Genomic DNA, 20,032 nt, shown 5'->3' on the forward strand with positions numbered 1-20,032 from the left:
AATTTGTCTACGGTATCTGGGCCGCTTCAATGGCTCCCCAGGATAGAAGTTGGAGCACAAAATATGCCCGTCGCACCCAATCAGAATTCCCCAATCATTTTGGTCCTGGCTCAACAGAGCGACTTGGATAATCTTGTAGCCATTCGAATTGAGGCCATGCGCGAAAGTCTGGAGCGTGTTGGTCGATTTGATCCAGTCCGCGCGCGCGAGCGGTTTGTTAGTGGTTTTGAGGCTCGCAACACACGCTACATCGAGGCGTCTGGAGAGAGGGTTGGTTTCGTCGTGATCAAGCATCAACACAATGAACTCTTGCTCGACCACTTGTATGTGAGACCGAGCGCGCAAGGGTCAGGGGTAGGGTCTGCTGTTCTCACTCAGATTTTCAAAGAGGCGGATGCGGCTGCGCTCCCTATTAAAGTGGGTGCTCTCAAAGAAAGCGCTTCGAATCGCTTTTATATCCGCCATGGCTTCCAATTCATCGGAAGCAGTGAGTTCGACAATCACTATATTCGACAGAGTGTTCCGGCGATCGGCCCAGATTGCTAGCTGGATGCGATGCACCTCGACGTGCGCTTTGACACACTCTGGACCATAAGCAGACGCTCGTGATTTGCTGCCTTTCATGATGGGCAGAGCTAGACCAATACCGACTGATAATCACCGCCGGTGTTCAAACCAATACTGAAGTCATTTCTGGACGGTAAACGCAGTAACTGCCGAGCAGAGTTCTGAAAACACCCAATGGTCTATCCTTCAAGACTTGACGCAAATTGATCAGGGCCCTGATGTATGAACGCTCTCTGGATCGCATTGGCCATTTTTGGGTGCCTGGTTGCTTCCTCGCTTCTCATGATGTTTTGGTACCCAAGACTGGCATCCCACCACAGGGATGACGACACCAACACCGTAATTCGTCTAGTCGCCAATATTTTTGTGGTTATGACATCGCTGGTCTTTGGCTTGATGATTAATTCTGCCAAAAACACCTTCGAGTCCATTGATGCAAACTTCCATGGGTACGCAACCAGCATGATCATTTTTGATCGGACACTGCGGGGCTATGGCGATGCGGCACAAGACACGCGCAATCGTCTGATCACCTATCTTGAGCGCGCTATCGAGACCCCGTATCGGGGAGACGAAGCGCTGCAGCATCGAAACAGCGAGGCGGCTAAATACCTGGATGACATAGGCAAGTCATTGGCTGTTATCAAGCCCCCGGACCGCTACCATGAAACGATGCTTCAGGATATTCGTCAGCAATATCATTCGCTCATCGAGCAACGCTGGAGGATCGTCGAGCAGTCGGAGGGAGCGATTCCTGGCCCCCTTATTGGGATGCTTGTTGCTTGGTTGACGCTCATTTTCGCTAGTTTTGGATACCGCGCACCCCGTAATTCGATGGTGATAGGAATGTTCATCATCTCGTCACTGCTCATTGCGGCTTCCGTATACCTTGTGTTGGACATGGACGTGCCATTTCATGGCCCTATCCAAATATCCGACGAACCCCTGCGCAGGGCGCTCGCCGTAATGCAGCTATAGGGGAGCATGACGGGCAGCGTTTTGAGTAGTGGTCTCGGAGCGGGTCATATTGATGTCTGCTTTTGGCCGTTCGTTGCATTTCGCGAACGGCAGCTTTGGGTCGGAAGCCGCGCCTTATGAACGACGGATTTCGGCCATACGCGGGCAGTCACTTTTGTTCGCCATCAAGCGATGGACAGCTCCTCGCTTGCCTCAGTTTGAACGCGGGTTTATCGCCGAATTGGCGCATTGCTACACCGACAATATGGACTCATGAAGTCCATGGAATTTTGAGGGTCTCCGGCTCAACATTGACGCCGGTTCAACAGGGAGGCTGCAATGGATCTGAAGTTCAGTCACGTAGATGTACTGGTCAATAATCTCGAAGAAGCCTGTGCTTACTACGCACAGATACTTAATGCCCGGATATCCAAAACGCTCGTTTGGGAACGAGGTGGCCTGCATGTGCGCTACGCGATAGCGCTGATCGGTCAAGAGCGTTTCATGTTGGTACAGCCATTGGCGGGGAACCTGAGGGAGCTATTAGACTCCGCGGGAGAAGGGATGATTTATCGCCACTGCTATTCGACGCCGGACATCGAGAAGGCCTACGACGAACTGATGGTCGCCGGTGTTCAGCCACAAGACGAAAACGGAAAGCCATTGGCCCGCGCGAACCTGCAATCCCCATCGGGGACACGCATTATCTGGTTGCCCAAGCGCTTTGGGCACTTCTCCATCGAAATCCTGGAAGACAAGGCGTTAGAGGCATTTGTAGAGGATGCATTTTCCTGAGTTATGCGGCGATGAAGGTCTGCTTGCGGCCAGAAGCGGACGTCCAGCCCACCACTTTCTTCAGGGAGAAGCTGCCAACAGGAAGGCAATCTTGAAAAGGATATAAACTCGCCTGGCGGTGTCCCAGACGTCAACATACGGAAATAGATTCGTGCAGATTCATATTATCTACACCCGAACAATCATGTTCCTCTCCAAGCATCCTTACCAATCATGGAGAGAAATTCAAAATCAGTACCCTGACTACATGACTTCGCTCGGCCCTTGGGAAGAAGATACGGTCATCGAATACCTTGCAGATGAATACCCAGAACTTTCCCCGCATCCGCAAGAGCAAGTCAATGCATTCATAGCGGATACTCAAGAGGCAAGAGTGCTTACTTTTGCCGCGTAAATCGTCTTAGCGAGCATTCTCAGAAGCTCGCACTCGACGTCCGCTTTGGGTCGATAGCTGCCGGTGGCGACTGGCAGTCATCGGCCAGAAGCGGCCACTCAATGGTGTCTATAGCGGAATTCATCTCCTGACTGACCTCGGTTTACGACATAGAAGCGTACACCAATGAGTGGGGGCTCTTAACATCAGCAGGTTAGCTGGACTGCTGATCGCTGATGCTTTCTTCTTCTCTGAGTTGGCCACTCATCGCATCGCAGCTAGCCGACCACGATGTCAGCCATTGCGGCATCGCTGGCGACTTTTCGGGTAGTCCCAACTCCCGAACAAATTCGCCTGGTGGAATAATCCCTTTAGATGAGCGGAATAGACCCCGCATTACTACAACTCCGATCACCCGTCCTTTGCTCAGAAACCGATGTTCCATAAAGCTCCATTTGTCGTCCCAGCCCAGCATTCTGGTGTGGACTTCAAACGTTTCAAACAGCCTAAGCTCACGACGAAATTTACCCCAGGTGTCCCCTACGATTGGTAGCGCTTTCGTTCTAATAGCCACTCGATACGCACCACTGCGCAGAACGAAATCCATACGTCCGACATCGGCGAGTGTGAAGTATCGGCCATTGGTGACGTGTCGATTGAAGTCAAGATCTAGAGGCCATACGCGCATTCGGATGACGGTTGACCCCAGAGCTTTTACGGGGTTGCGCCACGGTCGGCGGAGTAGCATGAACAGAAGCCGAAACCATAGATTCATAAAAAACACCGATAGTTGAATGATCGGTGCACTTTAAAGAGTGAGGAGTGGGCTAGGTAGGTCTGAAAATGACTTAATTTGCCTTAAAAGTGCATTTGAATCACTGCTGCCAGAGGATTAGTGGTTTTATGGTGAAATCTGGCTCCAAGGCTATAACCGTCCGGGCAACACACCTTCCTAACAACGTCACTTGATCCTCAATTGGGTTTCATTACGTCGCCTTAGTCCTAGCTGAAAGCGGTTGAAACTCAATCAAGCGAATGGCCGCTACTGGCCGAAAGCAGTCTTTCATGGACCACTGCAAGCCCCCAGGCGTGCTCCTCTATTCGCAAGCACAAGCTATGGCCAACGTTAAGCATTGCCACTGTCTGCGAAAGGGTGCGGTATTTCGACCGATTGGTGCGACCGTAAATCTGACGCGCATTTCGAACAGTTAGGAGGCCGAGACCTTGGTTTTCAGCAGACGCTAAAAAGCCCGCCAGGGCAGCCTTCGGCTCATTATGGAGCTCGATAAAATGTAATTCAGTTAAATATAAAGCGGTTCCTGTTTTAACTATAGAGTTTGAAGTAAATATCCACCCTAGAATAGAAATCCATTCATATAGGTGCGTTTAGATGGTGCGGGTAGTTCGATTGGATTGTTTGAGGTTCAATTTAGTTCTTTAGTACCGTAACCCTATTTAATTCTTGAATTACTGCCGTCCGGCGCCGCATAGTGTCAATGCGCCATATCCCTGGCTGCGCCGTGAGAATACTAAAAAATCGGAGAGTCAGCATGTTAAATTCCTTGTCGGTGCGGAAGAGGTTGTTGTTAAGTTTTGGCTTGATGGTAGTGATTATTTTTATGATCTCTGCATTTTCTGTCACTAGCTTAAATGGATCAAATCTACGCTTCTCAAGTTATGTTGATGGTTTGAATAAGCGCATGGGCCTGATGAATGATCTATTGCTCGCTGCGCAGCAACGTGCGATCTCAGCACGAAACCTCGTGCTGGTTACCTCGGCAGCTGACAGACAGGCCGAGGCCGATACCGTAAATATCGAACATCAGAAGGTTAAAAGTATTTTGTCAGCGTTAGTGGCTGGAGTCGCTGCCTTGCCTCCATCCGTTGATGGTAATAACGCTCGGAGCTTAGTTGCTAACATTGAGGAGATTGAGAAAGCGTATGGTCCGATTGCTTTGGAAATCACGCGGTTAGCCGTTGCTGGCGATGAAAAAGCGGCTATTGATATGATGAACAACCAATGCTTGCCACTCCTAAAGAAACTGGTGGCTAGCGTTACAACTTACAAGAGTTTTAACTCAGGTCTAGCGCTGGCTAGCATTAGTGAAGCGCAGAACGATTATAAAGACACCCGTAATCTTCTGATGTTTTTCTGCGCAGTAGCAATTGTCATCGGGGTAGTACTGACTACTCTAATAGTTCGTGGCTTATCACGTGCTCTTGGTGCAGAGCCTACTGTCTTGTCCACCATCGCTCAGCGCGTTGCCAGTGGTGACTTGCGCCCGATTCTTGAAGCGAAAATGTCAGCGGCCGGCAGTGTGCTGTCCTCCTTGGGTGAAATGCAGTCACGCCTGAGCCTGCTTATTAGTCAGGTTAATACGTCATCGGGCGTAATTTCTGATGCAGCCGTTGACCTTTCCGCAGCGACAGAGCAGACCCGCATCGGGGTTGGTAATCAGAGAACTGAAATCGACCAAGTCGCCACTGCGATTCACGAAATGGTAGCAACCACTCTCGAAGTTGCACGCAACTCTGAGGAAGCAGCCCATGCGGCGCTCACCGCTAACCTCCAAGCGCAGACCGGCGGAACCATGGCAAAAGAAGCAATAACCCAAATAAAACGTCTCGCATCTGAAGTATCAAAATCTGCCGCAGCCATGGCACAACTCAGGATAGAGAGCCTGAATATAGGCGGGGTATTGCAGGTCATAACGTCTGTCGCCGATCAAACCAACTTGTTGGCGTTAAATGCCGCTATCGAAGCTGCTAGGGCGGGCGATGCTGGTCGAGGATTTGCGGTGGTGGCTGATGAGGTGAGAACGCTCGCCAAACGAACTCAGGGCGCAACCCTGGAAATTGGAGCGCTGACTGCCAATCTGCAAAAAATAGCCGAAGAAGCTGCTGGGATGATGGAAGTGTGCCGCGGTTTGACGGATGAAACGGTAATACAGGTTTCAAACACTGGGGGCTCGGTTGAAACCATCGTGGAGATGATTGACAACATTCAGCAGATGGTAAGACAAATCGCTACTGCAGGTGAGGAACAAAGTTGCGTCGCGGAAGAAATTAACCGGAGTGTTACGTCGGTTCGCAATATTGCGGATGATTCAGCTTTATCGTGCGAACGAACTGCCCGTTCAAGTACTAACTTGGCCGAGCTCGGAGCCGTGCTACAGCAGCAAATAGGTAACTTTAAGGTTTGACGAGTTTATTAAGATTGCGTCTATGAATTGAGGGGCACTTGAGTTGAGCCACACTCAGCATTACGGTCAATAATCAGCGCAAGCACCTACATCAGAACGACCTGTATAGCTTCTCGACCTCGTATTCTCTCTTTAGAACTGGGTACGCAAGCGGCGGAACTCGAACCGCTGCTATTGGCCTGAAGTTATCTCTCACGACGTATTTCAAATAGGCCCAAGCGCGCGATCAACACAACGCCGAGGCCTTTCGAAGATCACCACCTCACGGATGAAACCGGCGCCCCAACGCGTCCAACCGCACCGCAATCGGCGGCAGTTGTTCGCTGCTCCTGGCCAGCATCTCTACATCCTGTGCCGTGCTCTGCGCGATGCCCTGCACCGACTGCAAGCGCCCGACGATCTCCAGGTTTGCTGAGGTCTGTTCCCGCGTAGTGCTGACGATCCGCCCGTTCAGCGCATCGATTTGGGTGATGTCATTGCCTACTGCCTTTAGCATTTGCACCGCGACCTGGCTGTCTTCCACGCAACGTTCTACGCCTTGGCGGCTGTCCTGCATGGCTTCGACGGCTTCGCGGCTGCCTTGCTGCAAGCCTTCGATGATGGTTTTGATTTCCTGGGTGGAAACCGCTGTGCGTTGCGCCAGGTTGCGCACTTCGTCGGCGACGACGGCGAAGCCGCGGCCTTGCTCACCGGCGCGGGCGGCTTCGATGGCGGCGTTGAGGGCGAGGAGGTTGGTTTGGTTGGCGATGCTGCTGATGACGTCGAGCACCGAGCCGATCTGTTCGGCTTGCACGGCCAAGCCTTGAACGGTCTGGTGGGTGTCGGTGAGGCGTGTGGCCAGTTGGGTGATTTCGTGTTGGGCGCGGCCGACGCTTTCCTGGCCGCGCAGGATTTGTTGGCTGGCGACGTCGGCGTGCGCGACCGCTTCCTCGACGTGCACCGTAATGTTGCCCATGGCGTGTTCCATGCGCTGCATGGAGTCAGTCATTTGTGCGATTTCGGCCAGTTGGTGGCGTGCGCCTTTTTCCAGGGTGCCGCTGGCGTGGGCCAGTTCTTGTCCGAGTTGGCCGAGGCCGTGGGAGTCGCGGGAGACGCCATCAATGAGCCCGGTGATCTGTTGCAGGAAGTGGTCGAAGCGCTTGGCCAGGGACATATGCGCCTTGCCTTCACCTTGTGCGGTTTCCACGGTGAGCTGGGTGGTGACAGCGAGCATTTTTTCGAGCATTTCCTGGCTCTCGACGGCTTCGGCCTGGCTGTGCACGGCGAGGTAGAGCAGGGCGACGGTTTCCATCACCACGTAGAAAGCATGCACAAACACCATGGTCCAGCCGCCGTGGTGTTCCATCACGAAGACCGGGAAGCCTTGATGCTGTAAGGCATGGAAGACCACGTGGTGCACGGCGATGGTGAGTGCGGCCACGAGGATCGGCAGCCAGTCGCGGTAAAACGTCAGCACCGCCAGCAGGGCGAAAATTCCGAAGTGGGCTTCGATCACGCCTTGTGCCTGGTTGATATGCAGCGCGGCCATGACCATCAGACCAGCGCCCAGTGCGCAGCGCATCACGCGCGTGCCGCCGATGGCGCGGTAGAGCGCGGTGAGCAGCAGGCTTGTGCCGCCACCGACTACGATTGCTTGGATCAAGGTGTCGTGCCAGAACGCCAGGCCTACGGAGAACAGCGTCATCAGCCAGATCAACGCCAGCATGATGCGGTCGGCTTTGCGGTAGTGCTCTAGAAAACGCGTGCGGACGGGCATTCACTCTTACTCCCTGTGGTGTGGCCAGGAACAAAGCATGCGGCGTGCCACGATGGCGCGCTGCTACAGAGCAAAGCAGGTATCAGGATTTTTGCAGGTACGGGGGAAGCAAAAGCTTATCGGCAGTTGGGGAGAGAGCTTTAAGCGCCACTGCCAGGAGGAAAGGCTGCCCGAGCGGGCAGCCTTGATGACGATCAGAAGGTGTATTTGGCCGTCAGCATCATGTTGCGTGGGGTGCCGTAGCTGTCGCCGCCGTAGTCCACGGATTTGGCGATGGTTGAGTAGTAGCTGCGGTCGAAGATGTTGTTGGCGTTGAGCTGCAGGTCCAGGTTGTCGTTGACCCTGTAGCCGGCCATCAAGTCGGTGACGGCGTAGGCGCCTTGTTGCAGGCGGTAGGTACTGCCGTCAGCCAGCTTGACGTCGTTGTACATGCGGCTCTGCCAGGAGATGTTGCCGCCCACCCGGAATTTCTCCAGCGCGCCCTGGAGGTTGTAGCGGGTGGTCAGTTTGAACAAGTGCTCCGGGGTGTCGGTGTCGTACTGCTTGTTGACAAGCTGCGGGTTGGCTTCGTCCTTGATGGTGTGGGTGCGGGCGTAGGTGTAGCCACCGCCGACCTGCCAGTTCTCGGTGAGGGCGCCTTGCAGTTCGAAGTCGATACCCTGGCTGCGAATCTCGCCGGAGGCTTCATAGCACTCGGTCTGCGGGCAGTTTTGCACGGTCACTTTGGTGGCACGATTTTCCTGATCGACGCGGAACAGTGCGACGCTGGCATTCAGCGCGCCGCCCAGGTATTCGCCTTTAACGCCGACCTCGTAGTTTTTGCCGACAATCGGCTTGACCGGGGTCGCCGAACTATCTTTGGCGGTTTGCGGCGTGAAAATGTCGCTGTAGCTGACGTAGACCGAGTGATGGTCATCCAACTCGTAGATCAAACCCGCGTAGCGCGTCAGGTTGCGGGTGACTTTGTAGTCGCCGCTGTTGCTGCCATGGGCATCGTAGTCATACCAGTCCAGGCGCCCGCCGAGGATCAGCTTGAGCGGGTCGGCCAGGCTCAGGCGCGTGGTCAGGTAGAAGCCGTCCTGGGTGGTGATTTCACGGGTGTCGGTGGTGTGGACGAAGTCCGGTTTGCCTGCGGTAATCGGCCAATTGGTGTCGTACGGGCTGTAGTCGTGGCTGGTCATGTCGTAAATGCGGCGGCTGGCACCGACCACCAGCTCATGGGTGCGCCCGAACGCCTGGAACGGGCCGCTGACGAAGGCGTCGACGCCAGCCTGATTTTCGTCATAGGCGGCCTGGTAGACGGTTCGCGCCAGTGATTTGTCAGCAGCCCAGCGCGATTGATACGAGCCCGAGAACAAGGCTTTCTGCTCGGCGTAGTTGGCGTTGACCTGCAGCTTCCAGTCGTTGGCCAGTTGCTGGCGCAGTTCGGCGAAGACCGTGTTGATCTCCTGGTCCTTGTTCTCCCAGTCGGTGCCGGGGTTGTAGGAGCGGGGCAGGTCGAGGTGATGGCCATCCTGACCGATCATTGCGGAACCCCAGAAGTAATTGGTCTTGTCCTTCTGGTTTGAGTAGCCGAGGGTCAGAGTGGTGTCTTCACCCAAGTCAGCTTCGGTGACGGCATAGAACAGGCCGTGATACTCCTCGGCGTTGTCGATGAAGCTGTTGGCGTCGCGGTAGGAGGTGACCACCCGGCCGCGCCAGGTGCCGCTGTCATTGAGCGGGCTGGAGGCGTCGAGTTCGCCACGGTAGTTGTCCCAGCTGCCAGCGGCGCCGGTCAGGGTGACTTTCTGCTCGTCCAGGGGCCGCTTGCGGATCAGGTTGATGGCGGCCGACGGGTTGCCCGCGCCGGTCACCAGGCCGGTCGCGCCGCGCACCACTTCAACGCGGTCGAACATCGCCAGGTTGGGCTGCGCGCCGACTGAAGCGCCGTTATAGCCGCTCGGAATACCGTCATACATCAGGTTGTCGATGTCGAAACCGCGCGAGGTATAGGACTGCCGGCCCGGTCCGTTGGAGTAATTCAGGAACAACCCGGGCGTTGCGTTGACCACGTCGTTGATGCTGGTCATTGCCTGGTCATCCATGCGCTGGCGCGTAATCACGGTGACGGCTTGTGGCGTTTCACGCAGGGTGAGTGGCAACTTGGTCGCGGTCTTCATCGCGCCGGTGGTGTAGGACTGCGTGCCCTCAGTGGTTTCGCCCAACTGCTGCTCGCCGGAGATTTGGGTGGCGCCCAGTTCCAGGGTGGTGACCGGTGCTTCGGCGTCGGCGGCGAAGGCCGCGTGCGAGGTGGCGAGACAGACCGCCAACGCGATCAAACTGGGTGTAAAACCTTTACCGCCGGGCTGGTGCACAGGCATCGAACGAGCTCTCCCCTAAGTGCCTTTCCCTGGCGAATAATAAAAGTGTTGATAATTATTCGCATCAGTGTGACAGATTGATTCTGTAGGAAAAAGCCATAGGGATGAATTAGTTAACGAATTTTTCACATCTGCATGGCAGGCCTTTCGCCAGCACCTGCCGTTATCGAGCGTTTATGGACGGTGTTCAATCGCGCTTCGGAATCGCCACCCGGCTTGTCGCTTTCACTTCGCGCAGCGCCAGGCTCGACTGGATCGACGCGATCCCCAATTGTCGCCTCAGGACGCTCTCTACAAAGTCGCTGTAGCTGTCGAGATCTTCCGCCAGCACCTGCAACAGGTAATCCGCATCCCCGGTGATCTTGTGGCACGACAGCACCTGAGGCAGTTCCTTGACCACCGCTTCGAAGGCGTCCGGCGCGTGGTCGGTGTGGATGGCAAAGCGCACATGCACAAACGCCATGATGTCCAGGCCGAGCAGCTTGCGATCCAGGTTGGCCTGGTAGTCCTTGATCACGCCTTCTTCTTCCAGGCGCTTGCGGCGGCGCCAGCACGGCGTGAGGCTCAGGGCCAGACGCTCGCTGAGTTGGGCGTTGGAAATACTCGCGTCTTCCTGCAGCAAGGCGAGGATGGCGAGATCGGTGTCGTCAAGAACGACCTGCTTGGTTTTATTTTTCATATTCGCCTGTAATAGGGGTAAAAAATCCCGATAAAACTAACAGCGCAAGAACTAAAAGCAAAGAAAGCCCCGCACCGCCAGAACAAAATAGACCCTGTCTTTTACTGGCGGATGTATACACATGCTGACTGTTTTTAGCGATGCCCACCGTTTGCACCATGGCACCGAATTGAAGGATGGCGTACTCAAGCCATCGTTCGAGCAACCGAGCCGCGCCGACACCGTGCGTGACCGCGTTCAGCACGTCGGGCTCGGCGATATCATCGTGCCGCGCGCCTTTGACCGCGCCTGTTACGTCAACGCCCACAGCGAGCGCTACGTCTCCTTCCTTGAAACCGCATGGGCCGAATGGACCGCCATCGGCCGCAGCCATGACGCGCTGCCGCTGGTGTGGCCGGTGCGCGATCTGGCCAATGAACAGGTGCCGGATTTCATCGACGGCAAGCTGGGGTTCTATGCCATGGACGCCGGTTCGCCGATCACCGCGACCACGTGGCAGGCGGTGAAGACCAGCGCGGACATTGCACTCACTGGCCTCGCGCTCATCGATGAGGGCCACAACAGCGCCTTCGCCCTGTGCCGCCCACCCGGCCACCATGCCGCCCGCGAATACATGGGCGGTTATTGCTACCTCAACAACGCCGCGATTGCCGCACAACAGGCCATCACCCAAGGCGCCAAACGCGTTGCGGTACTGGACGTGGATTTCCACCATGGCAACGGCACACAGAACATTTTCTACGACCGCCCGGATGTGCTGTTCATCTCCCTGCATGGCGAGCCCGCCGTGTCCTACCCGTACTTTTCCGGCGCCAACAGCGAGCGCGGCAAGGGTGCAGGGGAGGGCTTCAACCTGAATTATCCGTTGCCGAAAAACACCACCTGGGATCACTACAAAATTGCCCTCGCCGACGCGTGCCAGCGGCTCAAACACTTCGCCCCTGAAGTGCTGGTGATTTCCCTCGGCGTCGACACGTTCAAGGACGACCCCATCAGCCACTTCCTCCTCGACAGCGAAGACTTCCTCGGCATGGGCGAGATCATCGCCAGCGTGGGCGTGCCGACGTTGTTCGTAATGGAAGGGGGCTACATGGTCGATGAGATCGGCATCAATGCCGTCAACGTGTTGCACGGTTTCGAAAGCAAAACCGCCTGACCCCCTAACAACAACGACCGCCCAACTTTTTTCTGCCAAAACTCAAAAACATAACAAGAGGTTTTGTGATGAAAACAACTACGTCCGGGCTTTGCGAAAAGCCTGCGTTGCAACGCACCCTGAGCAACCGTCATATCCAGCTGATGGCCATGGGCGGTGCGATCGGCACCGGCCTGTTCATGGGCTCCGGCAAGATCATTGCGCTGTCCGGCACCTCGATCATCCTGATCTACATGATCATCGGGCTGTTTGTGTATTTCGTGATGCGCGCCATGGGCGAGCTGCTGCTGTCCAATCTCAACTTCAAGAGCTTTGCCGACTTTGCCGGCGCCTACCTGGGACCGCGCGCCGCGTTTTTTCTCGGCTGGTCATACTGGCTGAGCTGGAGCGTGGCGGTGGTGGGGGATGCGGTGGTGGTCGGCGGGTTTTTCCAGTACTGGTTCCCGGACCTGCCGGCGTGGATGCCGGCGGTGGGCATGCTGTTAACGTTGTTCGCGTTGAATGCGCTGACTGTCAGGTTGTTCGGCGAAGTGGAGTTCTGGTTCGCAATCATCAAGATCATCGCCGTGGTGACCCTGATCGGGGTGAGCGTGGTGCTGATCGCTGGCTCGTTTGTCTCACCCACCGGCGTCACTGCATCGCTGTCGCATTTGCTGGACAAGCAGGCGGCGTTTCCCAACGGCCTGTTCGGCTTTTTCGCCGGGTTCCAGATGGCGATTTTCTCCTTTGCCGGCACCGAGCTGATCGGCACCGCCGCGGCCGAAACCCGTGCGCCGGAGAAGACGTTGCCCAAGGCAATCAATTCGATTCCGTTGCGCATCATTCTGTTCTACGTGCTGGCCCTGGCATGCATCATCGCCGTGACCTCGTGGCAGCAGGTGTCGCCGAGCAAAAGCCCGTTTGTGGAGCTGTTCCTGGTGGCGGGGTTTCCTGCGGCTGCGGGCATTGTCAATTTCGTGGTACTCACCTCGGCGGCGTCCTCGGCCAACAGCGGGGTGTTTTCCGCCAGCCGCATGTTGTTCGGGTTGGCCGATCTGGGGGATGCGCCAGGTGTTTTCCGACGCTTGTCCAACAGCAGCGTTCCGTTGTTTAGCCTGGCCTTCACCACGGTATTGATGCTGCTCGGCTTGGTGTTGCTGTTTGTGGTGCCGGAGGTGATGACCGCCTTCACCATTGTGTCGACGGTCTCGGCGATCCTGGTGATTTTTACGTGGTCGACGATTCTCGCGTCGTACATCGCTTACCGTAAAAAACGCCCGGACCTGCACGCCAAGTCCACTTACAAGATGCCCGGCGGTGTGCCGATGGCTTGGTTTTCCCTGGGTTTCCTTGCGTTCGTGCTCTGCCTGCTGGCGTTGCGGCCAGACACACGCCTGGCCCTGTATGTGATGCCGGTCTGGTTTATCTGGCTGGCGATTGCCTACCAGATCAGAACGCCATTCTCAGGCCAACCGTCCCTTGGCGGCCGTTGAAGGTGTTGCTGTCCAGGTTGCGGTTGTAACCCACCTCGCTGTAAACGCTGATGTCTTGGGTGACCTTCAACGTTGCACCGACGCTGAGGTCCAGGGTGGTGGACTTCTGCTCGGTGTCGATGTCGGTGACATCGGCAAAGGTCACGGTGTTCTGTCCGGCGCGGGTGTGCCAGACATTCGCCCGTACATAAGGCACCAGTGGCATGCCACGCATTTGGTAGTCGCCGCGCAGGCGGATTCCCAAGCGCGTGGTCAGCTGGGTATCGGCGTCATAGGACACGTCGGAAACCCCGTCGTTCTGGCTGTTCAACGTGGTCTTGCTGACGATCAGTTGTGCCTGGGGTTCCGCGACCCAGTTGGTCGTCACCGGGATCGGCCAGCCGACTTCGGCGGAGGCTGTGACGTTGTGCCCGCGGGTTTTCATCTTCACACCACGGTCCGACTCGTTGTTGCCATTGAAGCGTGTGCCCATTAACACCAGGTCAAGGTAGGCCTGGTTGGCGCCGATCAACGTCCAGTACACGCCCAGGCTGTCACCGCGCAAGGTGGTTTTGCCGGCGTTCTTGTCCTCCCGGCCGCCGTTGAAGCCTTTGACTGTGCCCCGCAAACGGCTATGGCCGACGAAAAACCCCAGGCGTTGCTGGCCATCGCCCATGGCGCTGGCATAGAGATCGCTGCCCACCTGGAAGCCCGTTACCGAACTGTCCAACGTCGGGCTCACCGTGCCGGCGAAACTCTGGCGACTGCTGTTGCCGTAGACCCGACCCCACCCGGCCGATAAAGCGCCGGCCTGCTGTTGCTGGCTCTGGTCACCCATGCGCTGGTGAAAGGTGCCGAGCATGCCTTGCACGATTTGCTGGGCGGCGGGAAACAGCGCGGCGTAGAGCGGCACTTCCGGGCGGTAGATGGGAATCGGCTCTGTCCCAGGGTTGGGCGGCAGCGGTGGTTCATCGGGAATGGGGACAGGCAACGGCACGATAATGACCGGGTTCGGCGGCACCACCGGGATGGTCGAACGCAGGTAGTAGTTTTCGGCGGTGCCGGCGGTGACGCCGCCCTTGAACAGGTAATAGTCGAACGCGCCGGCAGACACCGGCGCGCCAAGGGTAAAGGCGGTGCCGCTGCCGGTGGCGCCGTTGAGCGCCTGCACCACCTGGATACCATCTTGCAGCGTAGCGGCGCCTGCGCCGCCGAGGTTAGTGACGCGAATGCTCGTACTCCCCTGGATGGTCCCCTGGCTGATTACCAGTTTGTCGCTGGGCGAACCGTCGCCACCCAATACACTTTGCAGCGCGAGTTGGCCGCCGCTGGCGTTGTAGTTGCCATTGACCGTCAGGGTATCGCCGGTGCTGGTGCTGCCGGTGGTCATGTCGATCAGGCCGCTGTTGTTCAGGGTCGTCAGTTGGCCGGCGGTAAACGGGTTGATGATCCCTGTACTGACCCGTAATGCCGAGCTGCCATTCACGTTCATGGTGCCGGTCCCGGTAGCGGCATCACCCAGTGTGAAGGTGCCGCCGAGGGACAAGCTCGAATTGTTATCCAGGTTGACGATTTCCCAGTTCTGATAACGTTGCGGTGTGCTGACCTGGCTGTTGTCGAACGTCAGGGTATCGTTCTCCGTTCCGCCGTCCACAACGGGAGTAGGGGCGACAATGGCTTCGGTCAGGTTTTTCAGCAGCGCCGTGTCGTTATCGCCGGCCAGCAGTACTGCCGAGTCGAGTTGGCCCGCGCCGTTCCACTCGAACTGGTCATTCCCCGCGCTCATGCGAATTTCCCCGGCAATCCTGCCACCCTTGATGACGATGATGTCGGCCCCGCCGCTGACGCTAAGGTTACCGCCAATGAAACTGGTGCCCGATACCAGGATCGTGTCGTCGCCAAAGCCGGTGACGAAGTTGCCGACAACGGTGCCGCCACGCATATCAAACAGGTTGTTGTCGAGTTTCATGTCGACGCGTCCGATGCTGCCGCCGGTCATCAATCCGTGGTCGCCATCTTCAAAGGCGCCTGTGATGGTACCGCCGCTCATGGCGAAGTCGTCGATGCCATCCCCTTGGGCAAGGGATGTGATCGTGCCGCCGCTCATGGAGAATTTGTCCAATCCGGCGCCCTGGAAAATTCCACCGGCCGTACCGCCGCTGATTTGCATCACATCGGCACCGGAGCCCTGCAAGATCACACTGTTGACCGCCCCCTGGAACAGGCGAAAGATATTCGCGCCATCGCCCATGTTGACCCCACTGGTGCCGATGACCGCATCCGCGGTGTTCATCTCGATGAGGTCATTGCCCGCGCCATAACCGACGCCCAACACGCTGCCGTTGCCGGAGGGAAATATCAGACTGTTGTTACCTTGCGCATCAATGAGGTTGCCCCCCGCGCCGCTGGTGCAGGTCACCACATCGTCACCTGGCGTGATGGTGAAGGTGCACGCCTGAGCAGTGCTTGAACAGCTCAACAGCCATGCTGCTGACGCCATAATCAGGCTGGCGCCGGTCCGTTGGGGAAGTCGTTTGCTCATGATCCGTCCTCGCTCAATGCGACCTGACTCCACGGTGCCTGATGACAGGCACGGTTAAGGACCATGGCAACAACGAACGCGATACGGAGCAGGGAATACGAGTTACCTGCTTCGAAAACACCGGCCAATGCAAAGGGTTGGCATGGCTTTCTCGACTGCACCTCACCTGTGCAGCACGTTTTGAACCTTAGACGCACATCCCTCGCGTCGCTACTGTGAGAAATAACAGGTACGGACGAGTCGGCGGCTATGCGAAGACGATCTCGTAAGGCTCGCGCATGCGATCCAACAACACCTGCGCCAGCATCGGCGCCAGGCCGATCTGCGGGTCACCCACCAGTTGACTCGCATAGGCATGTACCGCGTGGAGTTTGCGCGCAACGCTCCATGTGTCCAGGCGCACCTTGCGCGCCCGTTGCCAGGGGATGATTGCACCCTCGCGCGCGGGCCAGTGCCAGGCCCAGATCGGCAGTTCATACAGCTGCGCACCGACGAGATTGCACGCCTTCGCACTGGCGCGGCCGACCGCTTCGTGGTCGGGGTTGCCGTCGTTGCGCCACGTGGTGAACACCACATCGCCCGCTTGCAAGTAGCGCGCGATGAATTGGCTCAGTTGCGGCTCACGGGCCGACAGGGCGTTGTCGCAAAACCCACCGCGAATCCATTTCAGGCTATGCATGGGCATGCCCAGGCGACGCAGCGCTTCGGCGCTTTCCTGGGGCCGCACGACGCTTAAGCGGCTGGCCGGCCACCGGTGTGAGCCAGGATGGCTGGCGCTGCCGTCGGTGATGGAGATCAGTTGCAGGGGATATTCAAGGGTGCTGAGCAGTTGCAGCATGCCGCCGCACGCCAACACTTCGTCGCCCGGATGGGGCGCGATGACCACCACCCGTGCACCGGCCGGGACCAGCGATGTCGCAGAGATAGGGGCGATTTGCGCCAGCTGCGGCGCAGTGTTCCAGATTTGCGCGGGGCCGCGACGGCCTTCACTGAGGGAGGCAGACTTCATGAGCGTTACATCCTTGTGGATTGGTGCTGGGTCGTGCCCCGTTGACGGGACGACTCTATTTATTCACCACAGACTCCGCCGTGATGGGTGCGTGGCCATTCAACCCTGAATGACCAGCAAGGCGTCTTCAGCATAGACAAGGATTCGCCGCTTTTACATTCTGTAATATGGATTTTTTCACGACGCCGGCATCAGGCTCTTCAAATAATCGCCAAACCCGCCTTGGGCGCGGGATTCCAGGCGCGCACTAGTGATCACCTGCGGGGTATTGCTCCAGGCGATAGAGGCGCCACAGCGTTCCAGGTTGCGCACCAATTGCACGTCCTCATGGCAGGCCAAGGGTTCGAAGCCGCCTGCGCGAATGTAAGCACCCGCGCTCACCCCCAGGTTGGCGCCGTGGATGTGCCGATGCCCGTCCTGCGCCTGATAGCCCTGGAGGTAGCGGATCTGCGCGGCCGGGTCGAAGCCCTCGCTCCACGCGTCCACCGTCACCGTGCCGCATACCGCATCGGCGTTCAGCGCCAACTGCGCTACCAGCCAATCAGGCGCGACGCGGCTGTCGGCGTCGGTGCAGGAGATCCAGCGTGCGCCCTGATTGAGCAGATGCCGCGCACCCAGCCCGCGCACATGCCCAACATTGCGCGCCTGCACTTCGAAGTGCTGCACCGGATAGCTCTGGACGATGGCTGCGCTGTCATCGCTGCAACTGTCGAGCACCAGCAGGATCTGCACCGCTTCGCCCTGCAGGCCAGGGTGGCGGGCCGCGATCAACGCGGCGTCCAGGCAGTCGGGTAACAGCGCTTGTTCGTTATGCACCGGGATCAGAACGCCGATCATCGCAGGCCCTCATGGCGAGCGACCGAGGTGCCATCGCGGCACCACAGGTCGAGGAGAAAATCCTGTTCGTGGTAGCTGGCGATGCGCGGCATTGCCAGTCGTTCATGGAGCAGGGCATGCACCTGCTCAGCTGTCTGCGGACAGCCTTCAATCGGTACGCGCCAGTGGCACGCCAGCAGTTGGCCGTCGTCGGTCAGGCTGGCGAGGGCGCGGTCGATCACGCGGCCTAAATCGTCTGCGTCGAGGTAGTAACACAGCTCGCTGAGCACGATCAGCTCGAAGCGCTCGGTCGGCCATTGTTCCGGCAGGCGGCTCTGTTGCACCTCGGCATGGGGGAACCCCAACAAACGGCTGCGCGCCAGGCTGACGGCGGCGGCGGCGGTGTCACAGCACAGCAGGCGATCACAGCGTGGCGCCAGTTCGAAACTCAGCTCGCCATTGGCGCAGCCCGGCTCAAAAATGGCGGCATAGCGCGGACGCGTCAGCACAGCAAGGGTCAATGCGCGTTTGCGTCGCTCATACCAGCGTTGACGAAACGCCCAAGGGTCATCATTTTCGGCGAACAGTTGGTCGAAATACGGCGTAGCCACACTCATACGAATACCACTTCAAACGGTTGCAGCAAGCGCTCCACCACATAGGGCGCGAGCACCGGGGGCAGGCCGATCTGCGGGTCACCTTCCAATTGGCTGGCGAACGCGTGAATAGCGTGGCGCTTACGGGCCACCGACTCGCAGCTCAGAGGGATTTTGCGCGCGCGGTGCCACGGCACTTGGCTGTCTTCGGCGGTTGCCCAGTGCCACGTCCACACCGGCAGCTCGTACAGCGTAGCGCCCACCGCTTGGGCGGCCTTGGCACTGGCGCGGCCTACGGCTTCGTGGTCGCAGTGGCCGTCTTCTCGCCACGTGGTAAACAGCACATCCGTGGGCTTGAGGTAGCGTTGGATAAAGGCGCTCAATTCGTCCTCTCGCGCCGCTACCTTGCTGTCGGTAAACCCGGCGCGCAGCCATTTCAAACTGTGCAATGGCAAACCCAGCCGATGCAGGGCTTGCGCTGATTCCTGGGGCCGCACCACGCTCAGGCGCTCTACGGGCCAGCGCCGAGAGCCGGGGTGACTGGCGCTGCCGTCGGTCACCGAAATCAGCTGTATGGGCCGACCGAGCGCCGCCAGACCTTGCAACAGACCACCACAGCCCAGCACTTCATCATCCGGATGGGGCGCGATGATCACGGCGCGATGCCCTTCAGGTACTAACTGTTCGACGCTGATCTGCGGCAACTCGGCCATCCGCGGCGAGGCCTGCCAGTGATGCAGTGGGGTGCCTTGGCCGACAATCGGGTTGGGTTTCATAACTGCCACCTCCCTGTGGGTTCGCCTGCGATCAGCTCACCCAGGCCGGCCAAGTCACGTTCGGCGTGACTCTGGCGCAGGTACACCGGCAAATCCGCCATCAACTGCGCAAAGTGCGGGTCCTTGCAATAGGGGCCTGCACCGACGGCACGCCCCACGTGGTGCATCACTTGCTCGACCGTGTCTTCAATGCAAGCCCGCGTCTGCTGGGCCAGCACTCGGGCATCAGCCTTAGGTTCAAGGTCGATGTGCTCGGCGCTGGCGCGCAGAACGCAGGCGGCTCCGTTCAGCGCACTGTCCACTGAACCCAAGTGGGCGAGGGCATGGGGTTCCGGGCGTTTGGCGCATTGCTCACGCAAGACTTCCGCCAGGCGTTGCGCGGCGCCATACCAGCACGCCGCAATACCAATCCCGCCTTGCCAGAAGCCGGGGCGGGTGAGGTACTCACCGGGGTGGCCGACGGCAATGCCGCGCACCCCCTCAAAGACCACTTCAACGCTGCCCGTCGCCGCCATGCCGACCGCGTGCCAGCCGTCCTTCGTCACAGTTACGCCCGGCTGCTGCATCTCGACCGCGACCAGTTGCTGCCGATCTTCTTCATCCCAGGCCGTCAGCAACCCATGGCTGACCACGGCCGCGCCGGAACACCAGGCTTTACGACCGTCCACCATCAGTCGATGGCCGTCGCGCCGCACGCGTACCTTGGCACTCGGCGGTTCGGCGGCCCACATGCCCCACGTGCTACCCAAGGGCGGCAGGGGGCTGTCCAGTTCTGCAATGATCGCCAACGCGTCGGTATGACCCTCAAACAACTTGCACAGGCGCAAGTCATGCCCGGCGACCTGGGCCAGGCGACTGAAGCGTGCCAAGGTCTGCCCGCTGCCGGGCAGCGGCAGTTGGTCAAGGCCTTCTTCCTGAAGCGCCTTCAGGGCATCCCCCAGGGCTTGCGTGTCCGCATAACCCCGGTAGCCTTGAAGGAATCCGTGTAAAGCCATC

17 protein-coding genes are annotated in these 20,032 nt (G+C 58.1%); 7 read left to right on the top strand and 10 right to left on the bottom strand.

What is annotated here, in order from left to right; genetic code table 11:
• The first annotated feature begins 63 nt into the window (after positions 1–63).
• The 4 genes from ACVWXD_RS08730 (at position 64) to ACVWXD_RS08745 (ending at position 2,713) form a co-directional block, all read left to right on the top strand.
• On the top strand, positions 64–546 hold the full coding sequence (locus tag ACVWXD_RS08730; protein WP_457370871.1) for a GNAT family N-acetyltransferase: 483 nt from the start codon (positions 64–66) through the stop codon (positions 544–546).
• 243 nt (positions 547–789) lie between these two features.
• Entirely contained in the window at positions 790–1,545 is a 756-nt protein-coding gene (locus tag ACVWXD_RS08735; RefSeq protein ID WP_181639589.1) for a bestrophin-like domain, read from the top strand.
• A 318-nt stretch (positions 1,546–1,863) separates the two neighbouring features.
• Positions 1,864–2,319 carry a VOC family protein gene (locus ACVWXD_RS08740; RefSeq protein WP_032885278.1) on the top strand — a complete coding sequence of 152 codons (456 nt, stop codon included), beginning with the start codon at positions 1,864–1,866 and terminating at the stop codon, positions 2,317–2,319.
• Between the two features lie 151 nt (positions 2,320–2,470).
• On the top strand, positions 2,471–2,713 hold the full coding sequence (locus ACVWXD_RS08745; protein WP_122681087.1) for a hypothetical protein: 243 nt from the start codon (positions 2,471–2,473) through the stop codon (positions 2,711–2,713).
• 193 nt (positions 2,714–2,906) lie between these two features.
• Here the strand turns inward: ACVWXD_RS08745 and ACVWXD_RS08750 are convergent, their stop codons facing one another.
• Complete coding sequence (locus ACVWXD_RS08750) at positions 2,907–3,467, bottom strand: thioesterase family protein (RefSeq protein ID WP_457370872.1); 561 nt, start codon at positions 3,465–3,467, stop codon at positions 2,907–2,909.
• Positions 3,468–4,242: 775 nt separating this feature from the next.
• On the opposite strand from ACVWXD_RS08750, the gene ACVWXD_RS08755 reads away from it, so the two are divergent.
• Positions 4,243–5,895 carry a methyl-accepting chemotaxis protein gene (locus tag ACVWXD_RS08755; RefSeq protein ID WP_163033211.1) on the top strand — a complete coding sequence of 551 codons (1,653 nt, stop codon included), beginning with the start codon at positions 4,243–4,245 and terminating at the stop codon, positions 5,893–5,895.
• A 262-nt stretch (positions 5,896–6,157) separates the two neighbouring features.
• On the opposite strand, the gene ACVWXD_RS08760 is transcribed toward ACVWXD_RS08755, so the two are convergent.
• From ACVWXD_RS08760 to ACVWXD_RS08770, 3 genes are all read right to left on the bottom strand, one after another.
• The gene (locus ACVWXD_RS08760) at positions 6,158–7,651 is read right to left on the bottom strand and encodes a methyl-accepting chemotaxis protein (RefSeq protein ID WP_122765225.1); all 1,494 of its coding nucleotides are present in this window, start codon (positions 7,649–7,651) and stop codon (positions 6,158–6,160) included.
• Positions 7,652–7,845: 194 nt separating this feature from the next.
• A complete protein-coding gene (locus ACVWXD_RS08765) occupies positions 7,846–10,011 on the bottom strand; it encodes a TonB-dependent siderophore receptor (RefSeq protein ID WP_457370873.1) in 2,166 nt (721 codons plus the stop codon).
• A 187-nt stretch (positions 10,012–10,198) separates the two neighbouring features.
• Complete coding sequence (locus ACVWXD_RS08770; protein WP_260366771.1) at positions 10,199–10,690, bottom strand: Lrp/AsnC family transcriptional regulator; 492 nt, start codon at positions 10,688–10,690, stop codon at positions 10,199–10,201.
• A 121-nt stretch (positions 10,691–10,811) separates the two neighbouring features.
• On the opposite strand from ACVWXD_RS08770, the gene ACVWXD_RS08775 reads away from it, so the two are divergent.
• Together ACVWXD_RS08775 and ACVWXD_RS08780 are read left to right on the top strand one after the other, a co-directional pair.
• Positions 10,812–11,846, top strand: coding sequence for a histone deacetylase family protein (locus tag ACVWXD_RS08775; protein ID WP_099602617.1), 1,035 nt, complete (start codon positions 10,812–10,814; stop codon positions 11,844–11,846).
• 68 nt (positions 11,847–11,914) lie between these two features.
• Positions 11,915–13,318, top strand: coding sequence for an amino acid permease (locus tag ACVWXD_RS08780; protein WP_122753469.1), 1,404 nt, complete (start codon positions 11,915–11,917; stop codon positions 13,316–13,318).
• Here ACVWXD_RS08780 and ACVWXD_RS08785 read toward each other — a convergent pair.
• The 6 genes from ACVWXD_RS08785 to ACVWXD_RS08810 form a co-directional block, all read right to left on the bottom strand.
• Complete coding sequence (locus ACVWXD_RS08785; protein WP_181643517.1) at positions 13,275–15,839, bottom strand: autotransporter family protein; 2,565 nt, start codon at positions 15,837–15,839, stop codon at positions 13,275–13,277. The two genes, ACVWXD_RS08780 and ACVWXD_RS08785, sit on opposite strands and share 44 nt — an antisense overlap.
• Before the next feature lie 247 nt (positions 15,840–16,086).
• Positions 16,087–16,848, bottom strand: coding sequence for a PIG-L deacetylase family protein (locus tag ACVWXD_RS08790; RefSeq protein WP_032885266.1), 762 nt, complete (start codon positions 16,846–16,848; stop codon positions 16,087–16,089).
• 177 nt (positions 16,849–17,025) lie between these two features.
• A complete protein-coding gene (locus tag ACVWXD_RS08795) occupies positions 17,026–17,685 on the bottom strand; it encodes a glycosyltransferase (RefSeq protein WP_095184653.1) in 660 nt (219 codons plus the stop codon).
• Positions 17,682–18,281: an SAM-dependent methyltransferase gene (locus ACVWXD_RS08800; protein ID WP_099602614.1), complete on the bottom strand. Its 600-nt coding sequence runs from the start codon at positions 18,279–18,281 to the stop codon at positions 17,682–17,684. Before ACVWXD_RS08800 ends, ACVWXD_RS08795 begins: the two co-directional genes overlap by 4 nt.
• Positions 18,278–19,036 (bottom strand): PIG-L deacetylase family protein, encoded by a 759-nt coding sequence (locus ACVWXD_RS08805; RefSeq protein WP_032885263.1) that lies wholly within the window; start codon positions 19,034–19,036, stop codon positions 18,278–18,280. Before ACVWXD_RS08805 ends, ACVWXD_RS08800 begins: the two co-directional genes overlap by 4 nt.
• Entirely contained in the window at positions 19,033–20,031 is a 999-nt protein-coding gene (locus tag ACVWXD_RS08810; protein WP_122753466.1) for an acyl-CoA dehydrogenase family protein, read from the bottom strand. Before ACVWXD_RS08810 ends, ACVWXD_RS08805 begins: the two co-directional genes overlap by 4 nt.
• Between the last annotated feature and the right edge of the window lies 1 nt (position 20,032).

The organism is Pseudomonas sp. TE3911 (assembly GCF_054062775.1).